This window comes from Streptomyces sp. WAC03905 (assembly GCF_057371075.1).
In genome coordinates, this window is sequence record NZ_JBXYDZ010000005.1 from 1 (window position 1) to 20,543 (window position 20,543).

22 protein-coding genes are annotated in these 20,543 nt (G+C 71.3%); 8 read left to right on the forward strand and 14 right to left on the reverse strand.

Annotated elements, in window-relative coordinates:
* From AC2RP6_RS38140 to AC2RP6_RS38150, 3 genes are all read left to right on the forward strand, one after another.
* A partial coding sequence (locus tag AC2RP6_RS38140) for a ParA family protein (protein ID WP_392630134.1) occupies positions 1-819 on the forward strand: 819 nt, incomplete at its 5' end.
* Complete coding sequence (locus AC2RP6_RS38145; protein WP_392630132.1) at positions 816-1,184, forward strand: hypothetical protein; 369 nt, start codon at positions 816-818, stop codon at positions 1,182-1,184. The genes AC2RP6_RS38140 and AC2RP6_RS38145, both read left to right, overlap by 4 nt.
* Positions 1,185-1,450: 266 nt before the next feature.
* Positions 1,451-2,974, forward strand: a complete 1,524-nt coding sequence (locus AC2RP6_RS38150; RefSeq protein ID WP_486450717.1) for a hypothetical protein — start codon at positions 1,451-1,453, stop codon at positions 2,972-2,974.
* A 190-nt stretch (positions 2,975-3,164) separates the two neighbouring features.
* Here the strand turns inward: AC2RP6_RS38150 and AC2RP6_RS38155 are convergent, their stop codons facing one another.
* The 3 genes from AC2RP6_RS38155 to AC2RP6_RS38165 form a co-directional block, all read right to left on the reverse strand.
* On the reverse strand, positions 3,165-4,184 hold the full coding sequence (locus AC2RP6_RS38155; protein ID WP_486450718.1) for a hypothetical protein: 1,020 nt from the start codon (positions 4,182-4,184) through the stop codon (positions 3,165-3,167).
* A 401-nt stretch (positions 4,185-4,585) separates the two neighbouring features.
* Entirely contained in the window at positions 4,586-4,948 is a 363-nt protein-coding gene (locus AC2RP6_RS38160) for a hypothetical protein (protein ID WP_392630127.1), read from the reverse strand.
* Positions 4,949-5,021: 73 nt separating this feature from the next.
* Positions 5,022-5,225, reverse strand: a complete 204-nt coding sequence (locus AC2RP6_RS38165; protein ID WP_392630126.1) for a hypothetical protein — start codon at positions 5,223-5,225, stop codon at positions 5,022-5,024.
* A 130-nt stretch (positions 5,226-5,355) separates the two neighbouring features.
* Here AC2RP6_RS38165 and AC2RP6_RS38170 point away from each other — a divergent pair, with 130 nt between their 5' ends.
* Complete coding sequence (locus AC2RP6_RS38170; RefSeq protein WP_486450719.1) at positions 5,356-6,147, forward strand: replication-relaxation family protein; 792 nt, start codon at positions 5,356-5,358, stop codon at positions 6,145-6,147.
* Between the two features lie 60 nt (positions 6,148-6,207).
* Positions 6,208-6,393, forward strand: a complete 186-nt coding sequence (locus AC2RP6_RS38175; protein ID WP_362614570.1) for a hypothetical protein — start codon at positions 6,208-6,210, stop codon at positions 6,391-6,393.
* Between the two features lie 101 nt (positions 6,394-6,494).
* Here AC2RP6_RS38175 and AC2RP6_RS38180 read toward each other — a convergent pair whose 3' ends face one another.
* Positions 6,495-6,899 (reverse strand): hypothetical protein, encoded by a 405-nt coding sequence (locus tag AC2RP6_RS38180; protein WP_486450720.1) that lies wholly within the window; start codon positions 6,897-6,899, stop codon positions 6,495-6,497.
* A gap of 95 nt (positions 6,900-6,994) precedes the next feature.
* Between AC2RP6_RS38180 and AC2RP6_RS38185 the strand changes: the two genes are divergently transcribed.
* Positions 6,995-7,180, forward strand: coding sequence for a hypothetical protein (locus AC2RP6_RS38185; protein ID WP_392630122.1), 186 nt, complete (start codon positions 6,995-6,997; stop codon positions 7,178-7,180).
* A gap of 57 nt (positions 7,181-7,237) precedes the next feature.
* Here AC2RP6_RS38185 and AC2RP6_RS38190 read toward each other — a convergent pair whose 3' ends face one another.
* Complete coding sequence (locus tag AC2RP6_RS38190; RefSeq protein WP_486450721.1) at positions 7,238-8,212, reverse strand: tyrosine-type recombinase/integrase; 975 nt, start codon at positions 8,210-8,212, stop codon at positions 7,238-7,240.
* Between the two features lie 188 nt (positions 8,213-8,400).
* On the opposite strand from AC2RP6_RS38190, the gene AC2RP6_RS38195 reads away from it, so the two are divergent.
* The gene (locus AC2RP6_RS38195) at positions 8,401-8,670 is read left to right on the forward strand and encodes a hypothetical protein (protein WP_486450722.1); all 270 of its coding nucleotides are present in this window, start codon (positions 8,401-8,403) and stop codon (positions 8,668-8,670) included.
* Between the two features lie 83 nt (positions 8,671-8,753).
* On the opposite strand, the gene AC2RP6_RS38200 is transcribed toward AC2RP6_RS38195, so the two are convergent.
* The 4 genes from AC2RP6_RS38200 to AC2RP6_RS38215 all read right to left on the reverse strand — a co-directional run bounded on the left by AC2RP6_RS38200 (position 8,754) and on the right by AC2RP6_RS38215 (position 11,788).
* Positions 8,754-9,368 (reverse strand): hypothetical protein, encoded by a 615-nt coding sequence (locus AC2RP6_RS38200; protein WP_486450723.1) that lies wholly within the window; start codon positions 9,366-9,368, stop codon positions 8,754-8,756.
* Between the two features lie 89 nt (positions 9,369-9,457).
* Positions 9,458-10,285: an IS5 family transposase gene (locus AC2RP6_RS38205; RefSeq protein WP_486450724.1), complete on the reverse strand. Its 828-nt coding sequence runs from the start codon at positions 10,283-10,285 to the stop codon at positions 9,458-9,460.
* 79 nt (positions 10,286-10,364) lie between these two features.
* Positions 10,365-10,784, reverse strand: coding sequence for a RacP protein (locus AC2RP6_RS38210; protein ID WP_486450725.1), 420 nt, complete (start codon positions 10,782-10,784; stop codon positions 10,365-10,367).
* A 2-nt stretch (positions 10,785-10,786) separates the two neighbouring features.
* Positions 10,787-11,788 carry a DUF6192 family protein gene (locus AC2RP6_RS38215; RefSeq protein WP_486450726.1) on the reverse strand — a complete coding sequence of 334 codons (1,002 nt, stop codon included), beginning with the start codon at positions 11,786-11,788 and terminating at the stop codon, positions 10,787-10,789.
* A 547-nt stretch (positions 11,789-12,335) separates the two neighbouring features.
* Between AC2RP6_RS38215 and AC2RP6_RS38220 the strand changes: the two genes are divergently transcribed.
* Positions 12,336-12,518 carry a hypothetical protein gene (locus AC2RP6_RS38220; RefSeq protein WP_486450727.1) on the forward strand — a complete coding sequence of 61 codons (183 nt, stop codon included), beginning with the start codon at positions 12,336-12,338 and terminating at the stop codon, positions 12,516-12,518.
* A gap of 283 nt (positions 12,519-12,801) precedes the next feature.
* Here the strand turns inward: AC2RP6_RS38220 and AC2RP6_RS38225 are convergent, their stop codons facing one another.
* From AC2RP6_RS38225 to AC2RP6_RS38245, 5 genes are all read right to left on the reverse strand, one after another.
* Positions 12,802-13,011 carry a hypothetical protein gene (locus AC2RP6_RS38225; RefSeq protein ID WP_392630116.1) on the reverse strand — a complete coding sequence of 70 codons (210 nt, stop codon included), beginning with the start codon at positions 13,009-13,011 and terminating at the stop codon, positions 12,802-12,804.
* Between the two features lie 435 nt (positions 13,012-13,446).
* Complete coding sequence (locus AC2RP6_RS38230; protein WP_486450728.1) at positions 13,447-14,337, reverse strand: hypothetical protein; 891 nt, start codon at positions 14,335-14,337, stop codon at positions 13,447-13,449.
* A 233-nt stretch (positions 14,338-14,570) separates the two neighbouring features.
* On the reverse strand, positions 14,571-18,815 hold the full coding sequence (gene mobF, locus AC2RP6_RS38235; RefSeq protein WP_486450729.1) for a MobF family relaxase: 4,245 nt from the start codon (positions 18,813-18,815) through the stop codon (positions 14,571-14,573).
* Between the two features lie 337 nt (positions 18,816-19,152).
* Entirely contained in the window at positions 19,153-19,617 is a 465-nt protein-coding gene (locus tag AC2RP6_RS38240) for a hypothetical protein (RefSeq protein WP_486450730.1), read from the reverse strand.
* A 247-nt stretch (positions 19,618-19,864) separates the two neighbouring features.
* Complete coding sequence (locus tag AC2RP6_RS38245; protein WP_362614815.1) at positions 19,865-20,428, reverse strand: Uma2 family endonuclease; 564 nt, start codon at positions 20,426-20,428, stop codon at positions 19,865-19,867.
* Positions 20,429-20,543: the final 115 nt, after the last annotated feature.

Genomic DNA, 20,543 nt, shown 5'->3' on the forward strand with positions numbered 1-20,543 from the left:
ATGGCCCGACGGGTAGCCATGCTCAACAACAAGGGAGGGGTCGGGAAATCCGGCACCACCATCCGCCTCGCCGAGGGCCTGGCGAAGGCGGGCAAGAGGGTGTTCGTGGTGGACATGGACCCGCAGGGCAACAGCTCGCAGATGCTCGGGTGGCACTACGACCCGCAGCTGAAGCAGCCGACGATCAGCCAGGCCATCAAGGCCAACACGGGGGAGGACGAAGCCCTCGGCTGCGCCCGCGACGTCTTCCAGCCGATCGCCTGGAACTGCGGCTACGCCGAGCGCATCTCGATCGCCCCGGCCCGGCTCCCCCTGGAGAACCGGATGTCGGAAGCCGGGATCGGCGGCGCCTGGCGGCGACTCGACCAGGCCCTGGAGGGCGCCGACGACCACGTCGACTACACGCTGATCGACTGCCCGCCGTCGCTGTTCCACCTCACCCAGCTCGGCCTCGCCGCGGCGCACGACGCGGTGATCGTGACCACCGCGGACTTCTACGCCGTCGAGGGCGCGCAGCGCGCACGGGACTTCATCAGGAACAAGGTGGCCAAGGACCTCGGCAACCCGGGCCTGGAGCTGCGCGGCGTGATCCTCAACCAGTACAAGGACACCGTTCGCCAAAGCGAGCAGCGCGACTCGATCCGGCAGATCTTCGGCCCGCTGATGTGGGACCCGACAGTGAAGTTCATCGAGTCCCTGGCGACCGCCAACAACAACGGCGTCTCCCTCGAGGAGTCCAAGGGAGACCGACTCTCCGAGATCCGCGCCACGTACGAACTGCTCACCCAGACCTTCCTGAAGGAGATCCCGCAGCCGTGACCCGCACCCGTACCGCGAGCGACACTCCTCTGCCGGACGACGACGAGGACGTCAAGGTCGGTGACGACGTCAAGCCGCCGAAGAAGCCGCGCGCGGCCGTCACGCCGAACAGCCGCAAGCAGCTCGGCCGCCCGGAGCGCCGGCGCGGCCGCAAGCCCGGCCCGACCCGCGTGATGATGAACGTGCGCGTCCTGCTGGAGACCGATGACCTCGTCACCGAGATCGGCGAGGAGACCGGCATGGGCCCGCAGGACGTCACTGACGCCGCGATTGCCCACTACGCCGCCTACCTGCGGCGGACCGGGAAGCTCCCCAAGGTCCCCAAGAAGCAGGCGGACCAGGAGGAGCAGACCGAAGCGTCCTGACCTTCCCCTCCTTCGTGAGCGGCCCCGTGGAACTGTCCACGGGGCCGCTCGCTGTTTCCTGGCGCCCTGTCAGTGGCGGGCGCTACCGTTTCCGTACGGCTAGACGCGTACTGCCGTCCACCGCTGTCCTGGCGCCCACGCCGCCCGGGACGTCGTCGGTCAAGGTCTCTCGGGGCCCGCGAAGTTCAGCACTGCTCTGTCCTGGATCGGCCCCGACGTACACACGGCCGGCGGGAGCGTGGGAGACCGCTGGGTCTGGAGTACGCATGTCGCCGAAGAAGCAGAGCACCGCGGCCCGCAAGGCCCGCGCCGCCGCCCGGGAGGGCGCGAAGTACACCGAGGCGCTGCGCAGCGCCTCCCCCGATCCCACCGCCCCGGACTGGGACGACCTGGTGGTGTCTGCACTGTCCGCCGTCGTCGCCGAGCACGGCGTCGTGCCCATCACGGAGATCTGGGACGAAGACGCCCGCCACACGATGGTCCAGCGCGACAACGGCGTGCGGTGGGGCGTCGCCAAGCCCGCCGCCGACGGCATCGTCATCCGCGAGGTGCGAGGCGACGTCGGGGTGGTGCCCAAGGGCACGCGGGTGCCCGTACCGCACCGCCTGGACGACGGCCGGGTGGAGGTCGCCGCCCTGTGGCCGGTGGTCTGGTGCTCGAACGACCAGCCGTTCTGGCGCTACGTCCACAACGGCTGGTCGGTGGAGCAGCCCGGCACCTTCCCGGCCGCCCTCGATCCGGTGTGCCCCAGCCCGGACCTGCCGTACGAGGTGCGGATCTACTACGTGCCGGACGGGATCGTGGGCGAGGACCACACGGGCGGCGCACCGAGCTGGTGGACGCGGGCCTGGTGCGACCGCCTCGACAAGGCCGTCCTCCTGGCCGACGCCCTGGTCGCCCACCGGCTGAGCAGCCCGTCCCGTCCGGCCGGCGGGGACTGCGGGAACTTGCGCGCCGAGGTCTGGGAGCACTCCACCACCGACCTGGGCACCCTGCCCGCCCGCGTCCACCAGGTCGACGCCGACCCGGACCGCCCCGAGGTGCCCCACCTGCCGTTCAACACGTGGCCCAAGGGCCGCCCGGCCTCCACCGAGCCGACTCCGGAGCCGACCTGGTTCCAGGGGGAGAAGCACCCTCCGACGTACGACCTGCGGGTCTGGTCCGAGCCGGACGGCTGGACGACGCTCGCCTGGTTCGTCGGCGGCCGCAGCCCGGCGGGCATCGCCGCGACCCTGCTGCGGGTCGGCACCGGCGGCCCGTACGCGTGGGCCGAGACCTGGGGGCCGCACTTCCCGGGCGCCGCTGCCCACGACTGGACGACGCAGGAAGGCCGGGCCCTGATGGACCGCCACCCTGATGAGTCGTACGCCGAGGGGACCGCCCGCTACGAGGAGCAGCGCCGCCAGGAGACGGCCGACCTGGCGGCCGCGCTCGCCGGTCGCAGCGGCGGCGCGCTCACCACTGAGCAGGCCGCCGCCCGCATCGAGGCCGGCGGGCAGGAGTACCGCGACTTCCTGCGCGTCGGGCAGATCTGCATCATGGACGCCCTCCACGAGCAGCGGCGGGCCGCCGAAGGAGACGAACGGCTGCGGATCCGCAAGGCGCTGGACGCTCTGGAGAAGCACCACCAGGTCGACGACTGGGTCATCGAACTGACCCGGGCGCACATGGCCACCAACCGGCGCGATGCGCACTACACGGAGGGCGCGAAGCGGTGGCGGGAGCGGGCGCTGCAGGAGTACCTGGAGCCCGGCGAGGACGTCGACGGAGTTGACGGCCTGACCGCCTGACCGCGGGGCGCCGGGGCCGGCACCGCGGTGCCGGCCCCGGCGCCCCGCAGAATCCGCCGTACGCCCCGCACACGCGACCCCGGTGTTTCGCAGCGCGCGCGGCGCCCGCCCCGGCGATACCGGTTCGCGCTGCGGAATGCCGGGGCAGCGGGGGTCTGGGGGCCGGCGAAGGCCCCCAGCGGCCGCCGGGCTACGCCACGTCGTTCAGTTCTCCCGCGACCAGGTCGCGGGGCACCAGCTCGTCGCTGGTGAGCGACGGCACGAGTTTCCCGATGTTGCCGTGACGGCCGGGTTCGAGTTCGCGGATGCGGTAGGCCACGGGCGCCCCAGCCTCGCTCCACTCCGCCGCGTACACGATGGCGGGACGCCCGTCGGTGAGGCGAACCCGGGCGCCGTCGCCGTGACCGCCGTGCTGCTCGACCAGGAGGTCGTCCAGCCAGCCCTTCGGGGCGAGCCACAGCACGCCGGGCGCATCCATGTAGCCGTTGTAGTTCCGGACCGGCGTCCACGCCCGACGCCACTGGTCGACCAGGCGGCCGACGTGGTGCCGGTCGTCGATGTCCTGCCACGTGCGGAGTTCCCGGTCGTCGGTCTCGATGAAGTCGGCGTACGCGTCCAGGCGCGGCTTCACCTCGCCCCACCACTGCTCCGGCACCTTCGTCAGCAGCCGGGCCGCGGCGCGGTCCAGCGGCTCCATCACCGCGTCGACGGCGGCCTGGTCATCCGTCTCGACGGCCGCCCACAGCTCTGCCCGGCCGGGACGGAGCTCGGGGTACTGGTCGGTGAGCATCGCGTAGACCAGGGCGAGCAGCCACGTGGCCTCCCGCCCGAAGAAGGACCCGTTCGCGTAGCCGGACGCCGGCGGCTCGAACCGGTGGCAGAGCTCCCCGGCCCGGCCGTTCGGCAGCTGCGCCGCTCGCCGCACCTCGTGCCGGACGTGCTTGGAGTCCTGCGGGCGCCACAGCCAGCACACCGCGTTCGGGTGCGCGGTGCCGTCGCAGTCGACCGGGCACGGGGCGCCGGCGGTCGGGTAGATGCGCGGGGGAGTCGACTCCTGGTCGTCCTCGGCAGCCGCCGAAGCGGCCGTCAGCGGAGCGCTGACACCGGCCTCCGGGTCGGTGGCAAGGCAGCGACGGGCTGCGGTGTACGAGATTCCCTCGCGCTCGGCGAGCTCCCGTGCGGCGCGCTTGAACTGCTTGTCGGTGGTCACAGTCGTCTCCAGATCGGCGGGAGATCCCACGCGTCTCCGCCGGTGGAAGACCACGGACAGCGGGACGATGCGGCACGTGAAGCGGAGCCCCTTGTCCTCGTTGCCGCTCCCGGCGTGGGCGGGATGCGGCTCGGAGTCGGGCCGACGTGTGGCGGCCGACTCTCAAGGTAGCGGCTGGGCGCCCGGCAGGACGGGAGATCTCCCCACCGCTTCCCCCGGGATCTCCCGGAGATCAAAACAGGGAGCGGATCACGTACCCGCACAGCTTGCATTTTAGCTAGCGGAATTGATCGCAATTTGGCGACTAAATCAACTGGGCTGAACAGCTCGCCTTGCAAAAGACACAGAAGCATGCATTCGGCTCTGCGATTTGGCTACTTTCCGGAGTAGCGCACAGCATGTCAGCGTTTCGCTGACGCGTCCGTGAGACCCTGCCACCCGGGCCCGAGACCGCGCCGACGCGGCTTCGGGAGCCGAGAGGACCGGGCGGCGGTTGCGGGCCCGGCGGCATCGGTCTCCTGCTCCTGCCCGAAGTGGCGCAGCAGGGCCTTGGTCGCGGCGGGGATCGCCGCCAGGAGCCGGGCGGCCTCGGGGTCGACGTCGGAGAGCGCCGCGGCGATCGTGTCGATGGCCTCCGCCGCGTCCTCGGCGGCCGCGAGGTTCCATCCGGCGGGGCCGGCCGCGTCGGCCAGCGCACAGGCCGCGTCGGCGGCCGCCGAGGCGAGGGTCTCGACTCCGGGCGCGGCCCGGTCGGGGAGTTCCATGTCCGGCTCAACGGGGCCGATCGGAAAAAGTACGGCGCGAGATGTCACACGAGCATGATCATCCATACCTGTATCAGGTGACAGCGGATCTCTGTCCGGAGGTCCGCGCCACGCTGATGAGGAGCGCCGACATGTCGTACGACGACACCGGCCGCCGTGCGCCTGCGACCGCACAGAAGGCGATCTGGACCTGGACCAGGGACGATCCGAGGGCACGGCGCCGCCCGATTTCCAGTGCCGTGTCCAGTGCCGTGAAGGATTCGGCGGCCGCGCCCATCGCCGCAGGCCACGCCCCTTGTCCAGGGGTCGGCGGCGACGCTGACACCTCTCTCCCTGCCCCTCCTGCGTCTGGAGGGCAGAGGTCTTCAACCCCCACGGCTCCCCGGGTCAGGGGAGACGCGCTGCGGATGCTGGCCTGCGTGCGCGTCGCGACCGTCCGCCAGATGGCGCGGGTGATCACGGCTGAGAACGCGGACGGCCGCTCGTACGTGCGCCGGGCGATGCGGAAGCTGACGGAGCAGGGCCTGGCGGAGACGAACGGCAAGCAGGGCAAGGAGCTGATCTGGAACCTGACCCGGGCGGGGCTGAAGGCGGTGGCCGACGGCAACGAGCTGCCCGCACGGCCGCGCGCCGGCACCGGAGCGAAGGCGGTCCGCGCCGGACTCGGCCCGCACGCCCTGGCGGTGACGGAGACGATCCTCGCCTTCGGCGGCCGCCAGCATCTGACCGACTGGCAGGTGGAGGTCAACCACGCGATCAAGGAGACCGGGCTGACGTTCAACACCGACGCCGTGCTCGCCGCGCCGGGCAAGTCGTTCGAGGTCCGCCTCTTCGAGATAGACAACGGCACGATGTCGCGGGCCAAGCTCGCCCGCGAGGTCTGGGACTACGAGCGGTACGCCGGACACCGCGTCTGGGAAGGAGCGCGCGGCACCATCGGCGGCACGTTCCCGTTCTGGTCGCGCTACCGGTACACCCGCAGTGAGCGGTTCCCGCCTCTGCACGTCGTCCTGGCGGGCATGGAGGAGCACCTGCTGCAGCGGCGCCTGGAGGCGCTCGCCGAGGCGGTCGACGGCATCGCGGTCTCGGTGTTCGCCACCACGCTGCCCGCCCTGCAGCGCCGCGAGAAGTGGGTGCGGCTCGGCACCGACGACCCCGGACGCCGGCGGGAGCGGTACCCGGAGCCGGTCGGCCGGTGACCCGTACCGGAGCCCTCGGGCATTCTTGATCAACCAGCATCTGCAACGGAGGGGGAGAACATGCCCAAGGACGAACACCTCGCCAAGGCGAAGAACTTCGCGTCGGCAGCAGAGCAGCTGCTGCCCCAGCTCGTCGACCCGGCGGAGAAGGCACAGACGTACGCCCTGCTCGCGATCGCCCACGCGGTCATCGAGACCGGCTACGACCTCGACAACGTCCGAGCCGCCATCGAGGAACACGAGTGACGGCGTTGGACACCCCTCGTTGATCCAGGTGTCCGCGTGCACAGCGAAGCCCCGGGGCGTCATGGCGTTGCCCCGGGGCTCCGCTGTGCAGATGGGTCAGGTCAGGAAGGCTTCGGCTCGGGCTCGGAGGTCCGGAACATCTTCCAGACCCAGTTCCCCTCCTCGAGCTGCGCCATCAGGATGCGGTCCTCTTCGTCCCCGTCGTCGGTCGCATCCCGCGCGTCGCGCCGCGCCACGGCGACCGCGAACAGCAAGTCGGTGTGGAAGTCCTCCGGCAGCCCGGGGGCGCCATGACCGCCGTCCTCGGTGTCGGCCAGCACCACGATCTCGTCGGAGCCGGGTGCGGAGGACGCCCGGACCTGGTTCTCGCGCATGCTCAGGTAGCTGATGGCGTCGGCCCGCACCAGGGACGACTTGGGGGCGCCGACGGCCGGCCGGTACCTCTTCCTCATGATCCAGACGTGCTTCACGCTGTTCCCCTCCCGGAGATCGTTGGTGATGGTCATCTTTGCCGGGCGTACCGACAACCACCGGGGCGAGCCGGACCCGGCCCGGCAGAACCGGCGGTCGGCGGCTGGTCGGTGGGGGTATGAATCGCCGCATGAATCAGCTCACCCTGAACCGCTGGATCCTGGCCCCCGTCATCTCGTGGCGGGCCTGGCGGCTTTCCCGCAAGACGGGCATCCCCTTCGACGCCGCGTGGGTGAAGATCCGCACCGCCACCTATCCCGAGGAAGCCTTCTACATCCGCCAATTACGGGGCGGCCAGGACGTCTCGGACCGATAGGCGCAGCGAAGCCCCGGCAGGCCGCCGTCATGGACGGCCCACCGGGGCTTCGTGCTGTCAGCGTCGGGTGTCGCGGGGTGCGAGCAGGCTAGTGAGTTCGGCGATGGCTTCGGGGGTCGGTTTGAAGTACCGGCGGACGTTCTCCGGCTTCTTGTGCCGGGACTTGGCCATGAGCAGCAGCAGGCTCGCCCCGGCCTCGCCGAGGTGCGACAGGCTGGAGTGGCGCCACTCGTGCAGGTCCCAGCCCGTGCCGGGGCCGTGCTCGGCGGTGTGTGCGTCCAGGAGCGCGCGTGCCTGGCCGTACGAGAGGCGGGCCAGTCCGGTGTCCGGGCAGACGTCGCGGGCGCTGACGACCTTGCCGGGGCCGGGCTTGCGGTGGGTGGTGAACACCGGGCCGCTGGTCCGCCCCTTGAGCAGGCGGGGCAGAAGGCGGGCGGTGCCGGCGTCCCAGTAGACGGTCTCCAGCACGAAGTCCTCGCGCGCGTTGCCCCGGCGCCGGGACTTCGGCTTGGCGCCCTTGGCCTTGACCTGGCAGCGGCGGCCGGCGAGGTCCAGGTCCTCGATGTTCACGCCGAGGATCTCGTCGGAGCGCGCGGCGGTCTCGTAGAGCATCCGGTACAGCGTCTTCTCCCGCAGGTGGACGTCGCGGCGGGCGATGAGCCGCTCGATCGCGGCCTTCGAGCGGGCCGGGGTCTCGGAGTCGGGCGGGGTGAGCCGCTTGGCCCAGGCCGGGACCGACGGGCCCTCGTAGCCGCGCTGGGCGCACCAGCCGAGCCAGGAGAGTACGGCGGCGCGTCGGGTGTTCCAGGTGTTGACGGAGGCCTGCCCCCAGAGCAGTTCGAGGGTCTGGCCGATCTCGTCGTCGGCGACCGCCGCCAGGGGCCGGCTCTCGCCGAGCTGTTCGGCCACCTTGCCGACGGCGGTGGCGTAGCCGCGGGCGGTGTTGGGGTTGTCGATCGAGTCGAGGAAGCGGTCGGCCGCCGCGTGGACGGTGAGCGCCTTGCCGGTCGGCAGCTGGACGACAGTGGGCACCACAGCTCCTTGCTACAGATAACGGGGTCGCTTCGTGCAGCGGCTCCGGGGCTCCGCCGCAGGTGGCGCAGCCCAGTAGCACAGATATTAGGGCGTTATCTGGATCAACGCGGCGACCTTGGCGAGGGCCGGGAAGGGCGAGAGGATCAAGGGGCGCGGCGGGTGCCCCGCACTCGAAGGGGGATCAGATGGCCGTGCCACCGCCGGGCTTCACCGAACAGCTCTGGAGGCTCACGACGGCCCTGCGGCCGCGCACCACGGCCTTCTGGCTGTACTACGCGCCGAGGAACGACGGCGGCCCTCACCAGCTCCGGGTCTGCGACCGCACCGGCTACGACTTCGCCCGGCTCACCTGGCGGTCCTGCGCCAAGTGCCGTCGCGGCCATGTCATGAAGATCCGGGTGACGGACGAGTGGCAGCGCCAGGGCTACGGCACTCTCCTGAGAACCTGTTTCTGAAGGTGCCTGGAAGATCGCGTTGGACGATAACTCGCTGTGATGAGTCCAGGGGTATGGAGGTATTCGCGGGCTGGTTGGCCGGGTCAGGTCATCCAGTTCATGGGGTGGTAGGTGATTCCTTTGACGCCGGATTGTTCGAGTGCTGCCCGGGCCGCAGCTGATACTTGAAGATGTTTCGGTGCAGCAGAGAGACGGAACAGAGGAGGAAGTGCTACGTCCTTCAACACAAGTTTCCGAATCTTACGAGCCTCTTGGGGTAGATCTTCGTCCCTGGTGTATTCCGACTTTTCCCAGTCGAAAGCGTCGCTGTGTTCCAGCAGGTGTGCGGCGGCGTAGCCGGTGGTGGCCACTCCTTCTCGGACTCTGCCCTGTTCGTCGAATCTGGCCGATGACGGGATGGTGTCGTCGATCATCGTGACAGGGATGAGCCGCCAATCGATGGGACCCACCCCCAGTAGCACATCCTGCATTCTTTTCGAGATGATGGGCCAGGCCACATTGTTATCCGGGTAGTCGACCTTCGCCAGTGTTTCGATGTTGGTGTCGAAGTAGATCACGTCAGGGACGGGGATCACTTTTTTCATCATCCACCCCACTGCGTTCTCACATCCCTGATATTTGACAAGGTGTGCGGTATTCGGATCGTCGGGGTGCATGTATGAGGTGTCCCAGAAGATTTTGAAGGCCGGCTCGTTCATCGCTGTTCCTTCGGTTCGGGGATGTCTCCGGTTCTCCAATTGTGTCGCACGAGTGGTGGAGTGGGTGGGTTCCGTGGTGCGGTGGTCGCTCAGGAGGGGGATGTGGCCGGGGTTGATGCCTTGGTGATTCGGCGGGTCATGAGGGTGATGGCTGCCCAGGTGATGAGGGTTTCGGAGTGCTGGATGAGGCGTTCGTAGTCGCGTGCGTGTCGGCGGGCGTGCATCATCCAGGCGATGCTGCGTTCGACGACCCAGCGGCGGGGCAGGATCACGAAGCCGGAGGTGTCCTTGGGGCGGCTGACGGGTTTGACCGTCAGGTTGAGGCGACGTTTTGCCCAGGTCACGAGCTTGCCCGCGTAGGCGGAGTCGGCCCAGACGATGGTGATCTCGGGGTGGGTGAGGCGGAGGCGGAAGAGGATTTCCTTGGCCGCGTCGCGGTCGCTGAGGGAGGCGGGGGTGACCATCACCATCAGCGGCAAACCGCGGGTGTCCACGACCAGGTGGCGTTTGCGGCCGTTGATCTTCTTGCCCGCGTCGTAGCCGCGGGTAGCCCTGGAGACGGTTTCGGCTGCCTTGACGGACTGGGAGTCGATCACAGTGGCCACTGCCCGGGGGCCTTTGCCTATGGTGCGGCGGATGCGTGAGGCGAGGTCGTCGCGGATGTGGCCGACGATGCCGGCGGCGGCCCAGCGGGCCATGAATCCCCAGACGGTTCGCCAGGGCGGGAAGTCCGCTGGCAGGGACCGCCACTTGCAGCCGCTGTCGACGACGTAGCGGATCGCGTCGACGATCTCGCGCCGCGGGTGCTTCTCCGGTCGCCCGCCGAGGCTGGTCTCACAGGCCGGGATGGGCAGCAGCGGCTCGATCAAGGCCCACTCGGCGTCGGTGGTGTCGGTGGGATAGCGGCGGGGACGCATGGCACTCGGGTTCCTCCAAACAGGGGTGCGGGGTCCGGAGGGCGAAGCCGTCCGGACCCCGCGGGGTGGATGGGGCGGGTCAGGCTGAGGCGATCAGGTCGAGGGTGGATTCGATGGAGTTGAGCTGGGCGACGATGTGGCGGACCCACTTGTCGCCCGGGTGGGCGGCCGCGTGCGGGGCGACGGTACCGGTGATGAACCGCCGGAACTGGGTCAGCTTCTCCCTGACCACCGCCCGCTCGTATGCCTCCAGCGCGGCCCGTTCGGCTCCGAGCTGATAGCCGTCGCTGCGGGTCCAGATGAGCGGGGGCCAGCCCTTGTTGGCGGCTTCGTCCTTCAGCGCGGCGAGCCCGTCGCGGACCTGGTGCTCGGAGAGTGCGCTGGCGCGGACGAGCTGGTGCAGGACCAGGCCGGCGGGGCGGGCTTCGAACAGGACGAAGCGGACGATGTCGGCATGCCGCCGGGCGGCGTCGCCCTTGCGCCGGGAGGTGCGGGGCACGACTACTCGCCCCGCAGCAGGGCTGCGAGCGCGTCGTCCATGTCGACCTTGCCGGTGTCGACGGCGGTCTCGATCCAGTCGAGCGTCGCCCGCACCTTGGCCACGTTCGAGTGCACGACCCCGGCTTCGTCCTCGCTCAGGGTGCGGCCGCGCAGGCCAGGAACGGCCCGGCCGGCCGCGGCGACGAGGGAGTGGCAGGCGGTGACCAGGTCGAGGAACTCCACCGTCCGGTCGATCTTCTTCACCGCCGAAGCGACAGGGCTGGCGGTCTCGAAGTGCTCGCGTGCTTGCCGGGACCTCTCGTTCTGGGCATGGTTGACCTGGAAACGGGCGGTGTCGTCGCTCATCGCCTTGAACGCGACCTCCGGCCGCCGCAGCAGGCTTCTCGCTGTGGTGGTGGCCACCTGCTCGTCGCGGGTGAACTCCTCCACCACCCGGGCCTTGTCCACCTGTGTGACCTTCGCCGTCACCTCCGGCCGCTTGAGGAAATCGCTGGTCACCGCCGCTGCGACCCGATGGTCCTGCGCGAGGGAATGGATCGCGGTGACCTTTTCCTGAGGTGTCACCGGCGTCTCGACCTGGTTGCCGACCCGGCGTTTGGCGTCGTCGGTGTTCCAGCGGGACTTGCCCTCCGGCAGCTCCAGGATCGCCGCGAACCGTTCCTCCGGGTTCTCGATGTGGGCCAGGATCCGGTGAACCGAGTGGGAGACGTCCTTCTGTCTGCGGGCAGCCGGCCAGCGCGAGGCGGTCCACCGGGCCGACTTCACCGTGCTCACCTTCAGGCCGATGTCCTCGGCCAGCCGCGTCAGCGACGCGTTCACCGACCACTGCGGATCCACCGGGCCCTGGCCGCCCGGCTCCCTCATCGGCTCGATCTCCAGGGCGCGGTCCCCGATCGTGAACTGCCCGCGACTCTGCTGTTCGACCACGTCCCGCAGCTCGGCCACGATCTGCTCATAGCGGGAGAGGGTCACTTCTCCGACGTTGTCGATCTCCTCCGGCATGGCGATACCACCACCAAACACGAGACCAGGCACGGCACTTGCGGCCATGACGGGACAGGCCCCGCTTCCACTACGGAGAGTCGAACCACCACACCGAAGATCACAACGAATGTACGCAAATGACCAGCCTTTGACCGGACCCGGTCCGCGGAAGCGTTCGCCTCACCGTCACTGTGACCGTGTCCCGAACCTTTCCTTCCGCGACCGCCAGGCAGCCACCTTGCACCGGCCCGAGCAGTAGACCGCCCGCACGCTCCGGTCGATCCCGGGCGTCCAGGCCGTCCCGCAGACCGGGCACTGTCTGCCGCCGGCCTCGCTCTGCACAGCCGCCAGACGCTGCCGCAGCCGGCGCCGAACCCGCCACTGCCTGGAACGACACGCTGCCGAGCAGAACACCGCGTGAGGCCGGGCATCCGGCCTCAGCCGATCACCACAGCCCTCACAGACCCTCTCCCCGACCCGGCCGACGTCCTCGGACACCGGACCAGCGTAGAGCCCAGGCTACTCGGCGACGGGGGATCAGAAACGGGTTCTGATGCTGCGTGCGATGCGTGGGGGCGAGTCCTACTCGTGGACCACTACGCCGCAGTTCGAGGACGGGCAGCGGTTCTTCCCGGCCCTGAGCGCCGTGGTGGGCACCGGTTTCCCGGTGGCCTCGGCGTGTGCGCACGCCGCTCCCGGCGGCGGGTTCGCGCGGCCGCGGCTCGAGGGCCGGCCCGACGCTCCCTGAGCTCCGGGGACCGATCCGGACAGCGCCCCGCCTGACGGCCGGACAGCCGTCCCCCACGGGAGAACGATGATCGCACCGGGTACCCGGGGTACCCGCCTCGCCGTTCTTCTCCCCGCACCCCTCATCCACCCCAGACGCCCCTGATCGACTTCTGTGAGAGCGGTCCTGCGGGTGGATACGGCGGTGGATATGGATTGCCACCCCTGGATACGGCGTAGTCGGCCGTATCCGGTCCGGCCGCGCACGCTGCGGCCGGACCGGCGGGCTCCTGGCGGTGCCGGGGTTACCGGCGGGCGTTGCGGAGGTTCGCCGTGCCGCCGATGGCTGTCACCGCGCCGCCGATGGCGCCGACGGCGGTCGCGGCTTCCGCGTGGTGCGTCAGCGCCAATACGACCACCGCGACGATGGAGACGAGCGGCGTGAGGGTGGTCACCCACACGAGCAGCGAGGGGTGGCGCGGTAAGTCGTTTGGGGTACGGTCAATGGTCGTCAAGGTTTCCGGTCTCCTCACAGTGAGCGGGCACCCGACAGCACGCGAGTGGGAGATCCCAGCGGAGCCAGGCCGCCAAGCATCGGCTCCGCGAGGTGGGTCTCCCTTCGTCGTTCTGAAGGGCGTTTGGTGCCCAACCACGTTACTGGCGGCTGTGTGGTGCTCCGGTCCAGCGTTGTGACGGCCCTCGTCTCTGCGCCGTCCGCCGGGAACGCGATTCCCCGTCCGCCTAACACGCGCGCGGCAGATGCGAGCTGACTTGCCCTCAGAGGAAAGACCAGCTCAGGGCCGGTTCTGTGGATAACCCGCCCGCAGACCACCCCATTGGCGCGACGTGATGCAGGTCACACAAATTCCCGCCGCCGGAGTGCGCTCAACACCCTTCCTTGGCCCCGTAGATGCCTGGCAGGGCAGCCCCTCCGGCGAACAGATCGACCATCAGCGGCGCTGCGCGTGCCGCGCGGCCTGGCGGTCGACGGCGGGGTCGATCGCGGCGAACGGCCGGACGCGCAGGAGTCCTCCGGTGCCCGGGTCGGGCCCTCCGGGCGGGAGCAGCCCGACGTCCTGGGCGACGCCGTCGGTCCACTGCCCGTCGGGGCCGGGGCGGCCCTGCAGCTGGCGGACGACCGGCTCGGTGGCCAGGTACAGCACCCGGCGTCGCGCTTGCCCGTACGCCCGCAGGATCTGCCGGAGGGAGCTTGGAGTCTTCGCGGTGAGCTCGACCTCGACGGCGGCGACGCCGTCGCCGGGCAGCACCAGGAGCAGGTCCGGCCAGTGCACCGCGCGGGCGCCGGCGCGGACGGCGAGCAGAGGTTCGCGCCGGGCGCCCTCGTGCACGACGGGCACACCGAGGTCCGCCAGGAGTTCCGCCGCCCGGCCCGGCGTGGCTTCGGCGGTGCGTACCTCCCGCTCGGTGAGCACGGTGTGCCCCTGCGCCTCCAGGCGGAGCCCGACGTCGGCGAGGGCCAGGCGGTGCAGCAGCCGCTCGCCCGGCGGGTGCGGAGCGCCCAGGCCCACCCCGGCGACCCGCGCTCCGCGCTCGGTGGTCCACACAATGGGGCCCGCCCACCGCACCTCCGCGGAGCGGTTCAGCAGCCCGGCCTCGGTCATCAGCCGGACGCGGGCGCGAGCGGTCTCCTCCCGGCCGTTCCAGAACGCCGCGGCCGCCTGGCGCAGGGTCAGCGTCCCGTACCGCGTCGCGGCCGCCAGGAGCCTCTCGTCCGCCTCCGTGCGCACCCAGCCGTCCCCGCGGGCCTCGCCCGCTCCCCGGCCCCGCCGCCGGCGCTCCGCCCGCACCCTGTACGCACTCGCCGACTCCCTCGTCTCCACCCTGATCTCTCCCTGTAGTTGGCGCGCGGGACCTGCGTTTCCGGTGCCGCGAAACGCACCCTGACCTGCGAAGCGGACACCTCCTCCGACAGGGGACGTCCACCGCCTGGCGGTGGAGGCGGCGGGCTACGTCGCGGTGGACCTGGTGGCGTCCGTGCGCAGCGAGGTGCCCCCGGACCGGGCGGGTCCGAGGGCACCGAAGGGGTGTCAGCGGGGCGCTGACGCGGGGTGGTTCAGCGTCCGAGGGAGGGGCCGGAGCGCCCCTGGGTCGGCGGCTGGTACCGGTACTCGCTCTGTGCACGCCGGGCGTTCTCGCGGGTCCGCTCGGCGGCCTGCTGCCGGGCCTGCTTGATGTACGCGGCGCGCTGCCGGGTCTCGGTGGCGTGCTGAGTGGGGGCCTGGGTCGCCATGCGCGAGCGCAGCGACTTCTCCTCCTGCAGCTTGCCCGCCTTGGCGGCGTGCTTCTGCGCGCTCCCGCGCTGCTCCTCGGCCTGGCGCTCGGCGACGTCGGCCTTGCGGGCGACCGAGCGGTCGGTGAGCCGTGCGATCTCCGGGAGGCGTTCGCGCATCACGGCGAGCCGGCTGCGGAGCTCGTCGACGTCGCGCGGTCCTTCGCGGCGCGAGCCCTGCTCCTCGAACAGGCCGATCGTCTCCGGGCTGCGGATCGCGGCCCACGCCTGGCGTACGGCGTCGTCGGCGGCCCGGGCGGCCCGGAGGGTCTCGTGGTACGCCGCGCTTTCCTTCTGCGCGTACTCCCGGGCGATCTCCAGCGTCTCCTTGCGGCTGGTGCCGGCCAGCCGCAGCGCGAGGCGTGACTTGGTCTTGGCCTCCTCGACCTTCCGGTTGACTTCCTGCGCGTGTCGCAGCGCCTCGTGCGCCTGCTGCTGGTTGGCGCGCTCGGTCGCGGCGAGGGCGGCGAGCTCGTCGGCGCGGTCCAGTACCGCGCCGGCCTCGCGGGCCCGCTCCTGGCCGGGGGTGACGGGCGCGGCCAGGGCCTCGCGCTTGGTCTCGGCCTGGCGGGTGTAGTCGGCGGCCAGGCGCTCGGCGCGGTTGCCTTCGGCGGTGTGCTGGGCGATCAGCGAGGTGAGCCGCTGCGCGGACAGGTGTCCGTACGTGCGGTCGCCCCACGGCTCGAACTCCGGCTCCGGCTGCTTCTCCGGCTGGGGTTCGGGACGGGAGGCGAACCCGGCGGCGAGCAGCTGCTCCAGGCGTGCCTTCTGGCCGCCGGTCATTTGCGGGACGTCGCCGTCCTGCAGGCGCTCGCGGGCGGCGTCCAGATGGGCCTGGCGGGCCGCTGCGCGCTCGGCGGCCGCGTCGGGCTCCGCCGGGGCGGGGACGGCCTGCGCGACGTCCTCAGCGGGCTCCTGGCGCTGCTGGACCGTCTCGGCGGGCTGCTGCTCGGCGTGACGGCGGGCGGGGTCCTCGACGGCCTGCTGCTGCTCGGGCTGCGCCTGGTGCGGGATCGGTGCGGCGGGCCGGGCCTCGGGCGCGGGCGCGAGCTCGTCGGAGACCATCCGGTCGTCGCTGTCCTGCTCCAGGGAGTCGGCGTACGCGGCGACCGTCCGCTCCAGGCGCTCCTGCTCGCTGCGGGCCTCGCCGAGACGGAGACGGGTCTCCTCGCTCTCGACGACGTCGGCGGGCAGCCACAGGTGGGTGGCGATCCGGTCGCGGGAGATCGCCGGGTACAGGTCGTTCGCGGACGCGCCCACGCCGTAGGCCAGGGTGTAGTCGCAGGTGAGTCCCTGGGCGGCGGCAATGGTCATCGCGTATCCGTGCTGCAGGGTGCCGTCGGCGATCTGGTCGGCGGTGATCCAGGCCCGCTCGATGGCGTGTCCGCCGTCGTCGGCGGGGCGGCGCCATTCGACGGCGACCCCGCCCTTGGCGGCGTAGGTGACCTGGCCGCGGTAGCCGTTGAGGACGTCGACGTCGCCGCCGCGGCGGGTGCGGTAGTCGTTGCGCTTGATCCGGATGACGTCGCCGGCGGCGAGCTCCAGGCGCTCGCCGCTGGCGAGTGCGTAGGTGTGGCCGCCGGTGAGTTCGCCGTCCTTCTTGCGCAGCTCGCGGGCGCCGAGGTTGAGGACCTCGACGTCGGCGTTGCGGGCGGCGAGGACGACCAGGTCCTCGATCTGGTCGTGGACGTCGCCCTCCAGTCGGCCGACGAGGTCCTTCCACGCGCCGAGCATCTCGGCGTACGCGTCGTCGGGCGTCGCCACGGCGTGGACGCGGCCGTGCTCGGCGAGCATCGACAGTGCGGTGCGCCGCCCGCCGTCCAGCCACGCCTCCAGCGCGGCCCGCTCCACCGCGTCCGTCTGGCGGCGGTTCTCGCTGAGCTCCAGGCCATCGACGATCTCGTGGGCGCGCTTGAATCCGCCGCCCACTCCGATTGCCTTCAGCTGTGCCCAGTCGCCGATCTCGACGACCTTCACGCCGTGCTCGGCGGCCGCCGTGAGGAGCTCGGCGACGTCGCGGTCGTCGACCATCGCGGCCTCTTCGAGGACCAGGACGTCGGTGGTCGCCATGCGGCGGCCGCCGTCGCGGATGTCCATCAGCCACGTCGCGACCGTGGCGCTCTTGATGCCGGACTCGGCCTGCAGCTTGGACGCGGCGACCGCCGCGGTGGCCGCTCCCGAGACGCGAAGGCCGGCGGCCTCCCAGCCCATCCGGGCCGCGCTCATGATGGTCGTCTTGCCGGTGCCCGCCTTGCCGCGCAGCACGTCGACGCCGTGCCCGGCGGTGAGGAAGCGCAAGGTCGCGGCACGCTGTTCGGCGGACATGACGAACGGGCGGAACGGGTCGGAGGTGCGCTGCGCCTCGAACGCGGCGATGGCGAGCTCGGCGGCCCGAACGGTGAGCTGGGCCGCGCCCTCGTTCAGCCGGTCGGCGCTCGTCTCGCTGATGGTCTGCTCGGCGGCCAGGATCGAGGCGTGGGTGTAGCGCTGGGGGTTGGTCAAGTGCGCCATGCCCTTCGTCGGCAGGGCGACCGCCTCGCCGTCGACGGCGAGCACCGCGTCGGTCAGGGCCTCGGCGGCCGCGATGTCGGGCACGCCGAACGGGCAGGCGTCGATCACGTGGGCCAGGACGTCGGCGCGGGTGACGGTCTTCCGTGACTCGCTCAGGCCGCCCTCGCGCCGCCAGATGTACGCGGCGATCTCCTCGGGGGAGGGCATGACCGGTCCGCCGCCCGGGCCCGCGACGGACGGGCCGTCGGGCCCTTCGGGGCCGGGGATCGCGCGGCGGATCATCGCATCGACGTCGGCGCCGACACCCTCGGCGCGGGCCCGCCAGGCGGCGCGGACGTCGGACTGGGTGATGGTGGTGTCCTTGCCCTCGGCGAGCTGGCGGGCGATCAGCTTCTGCTCGCCGGTCGTCGCCTCCTCGGCGGCCGCCTCGGTGATCTGGGCGTTGCGACGGGAGAACGCCTTGCGCACCTTCTCCTCGATGCCGACGACCTCCCACGCGCCGGTCTCGGCGTGACGCTCCCAGCGCATCCCGAACCGCTCGCCGGTCACCTGCCGCAGGCGGGCCTTGACCATCGCGTCGGCGGCGTGGGCGTGGCGCATGATGTCGCGGCCGCCGGCCCCGACCGTGCGCCACTTGCCGTCCTCGGCGTGCGCCATGTTCGCCAGGTTGCCGTGGACGTGCAGGTGCGGGTCGCCGACCTCGCCGCCGACCGGGCGGGCGGAGTAGTGCACGGTCATCCAGCCGAGGAACCCGGAGGTGTCGACGCGGTCGGCGGTCTTGCCGTTGCCGTGCTCGCCCGCCATCGCGTACGCGGCCCAGCCCTCCAGCGCGCCGAACGTTTCGCGGGCCACCTCGAGGAACGCAGCCCGCAGTTCCTCGGACTTCTCCTCGCCGGCGAGCGCCACGGCGGCGCTGTAGGTCTTCGACAGATCCAGCGTCACGTCGTAGCCGCGGTTCCCGACGCGGATCCGGGCGTCGGCGTACTCGCGGGCCTCCGCCACACCGCCGCGTCCGTACAGCTCAGCGAGGTCGACGCCGGTCGCCTCGGCGAGGTCCTCCGCCGCACGGAAGGGGACGCGGTGGCGGTCGCCCTCGCGGTGCACGCCGCGCTGCAGCCGGGCGAGGCGCTTCACCAGTTTCTCGTCGTCGTCGAGCAGCTGCTCGACGCTCACGCCGCGCTCGGCGGCCGCCGCCTCGATCGCCTCGGCGAGCGGCCGCGCCTGCACCTTGCCGCGCGGGTCGACGGCCACCTTCGGCGTCACGAGCAGCTCGCCGGTCAGCGGGTGCCGGCCGTCCATCAGCAGGCGCGCCTGGTCCTTATCGACGGGCGTCCCGGCGACAAGGCCGACGTCGGCGAGGCCGCCGCCGATCCACTCCAGATCACGCGCTTCACCGAGGCGGTAGTCAACCTGCGCGTCGCTCTCCTCGACCTCCTGCTCCTGGTGCTCCAGGTCGCATCCGCACTGCCCGGTCAGCCGGTACTCCACCTGCTGCATGTCCGGGCCCAATGTGGTCACCCACGCCATCGCTACTCACCCCCTCCCGCGTCGATGATCTTGAAGTCCTTTGACGTATGGCGACGCCATACCTTGGTACTTCCGCTGTTGATCTTTGGGTCCATGACAGTACCTCCGGATTGGCGGTTGACCAAAGAGGTCATTCGGGAGTCGGGTATTGCACTGCTGACCTGCGCTGAAAGCGCGGTACAGCAGTGCGGGAAATCGGTCTGGTCAAGGCGAAATCGGACACCATGAATGCGGTCGTCAGACCGCGGACAAGGGGGGCTGTGATAGAGGGCTGCGGCCGCCGTGCACCGCGCTGAGGGCGTGGTGCACGGCGCGGGCCGGCGGGCGTTCACCGGGGCCGCCAGACCGACAGGGCGCGGCCCTCGCCGCACAGCTGGCACAGGCCGCGGGCGACCGTCGACTGGTCCTCGGTGTGCCAGAGATCCATCACCAGGCGGGTGAGGATCCTGATGATCCCGGCGGGCAGCTGCACCGCGTACGGGCTGCCCTCGCGGATGACGCCGACGGCGCCGTCATCGAGCCGGTACGCCTCCTCGCCGACGGACCGGGTCACCTCGATACGGGTGGATTCCGCGTCGACGGAGACGGTCACGGTGGGCGTCGCGACAGGGAGCGGGGCGTCGTCCTGGTCGTCGTCGGCGGGCCGGAGGACGAGCCACCAGGAGGCGTGCTCGCCGCCGTCGGCGTCGTGCTCGGGCGCCGCCGAGACGAACGTGGCGAGCAGCTCACGCAGCGCCCGTCCGAGGGTGGCGACGGCGAAGTCGGGGTCGGGATTGCTGTAGGGGTCCGACATCGGGGTGGGTTCCTTCCGCAGGGGTGGGCGGCTGCGTGATCACGCAGCCTTCCCCGGCCTACGGCATCCTGGGCGGCCCCGGCGCGAGGAACTTCGTCCCCTCCCGCCTGGCGGGCAACGATCTTGTTTTCGGATCCGCCCGGCGGGCACGGTGCCCGGCGGCGGCCCGGGCCCGGAACGCAAAAAGGCCCTCGGGCTCCCCGTGAAGACGGGGAGCCCGAGGGCCTTAGAGTGCGGGTGCGGGCGGTTACCTGCGGGACAGGGACGCCGGGTCGAAGGACACCGGGAACGGCTCCTCGATGTCGGCGACGGCGCCCGCCAGGAGCGGCGGCAGGTCGGCGTAGGAGCCGTTCTGCAGGCGGCCGATCAGGAGCCGGGGCGCGGGCTCCAGCTCGATGCGCCAGTAGTGCTCGATGCCCGCCGCCGCGTACAGCGCGGGCTTGAGCTTGCGGTCGGTGACCCTCGTCGACGGCGAGGCGATCTCCACCACGGCGAGCACGTCGTGCGCGTGGACGGCCACGGGCGAGGCGTCGGCGGCCGCCGCGTCGATGACGGCCAGGTCCGGGATGAGCAGTCCGTCGGGGACGATGACGTTGATCCCCTCGAACACCTCGACGTCGGCGCCGGCCGCCTCGGCGGCCTGCTCCAGCAGGTTGTGCAGCCGGTGCGACGCGCGCTGGTGCGGCAGGCCCGGCGCGGGGCTCATCATCAGCTGCCCTCCGACCAGCTCGACGCGCTGGCTCGTGTCCTCGGGCAGCGCCAGGACGGCGTCCAGCGTCCAGGGTCCGGCGTGGCTGTAGGCGACACTCACGGTCCTCTCACCTCCTCCCGGACGGTCTCCAGTGTGACCCGGCGCGGTGGCCGCTGTCTTCCCTGGGACCGTCCGGCGCGGTCACATGTCATCGGGCGGCGTACGGGCCGGGCGC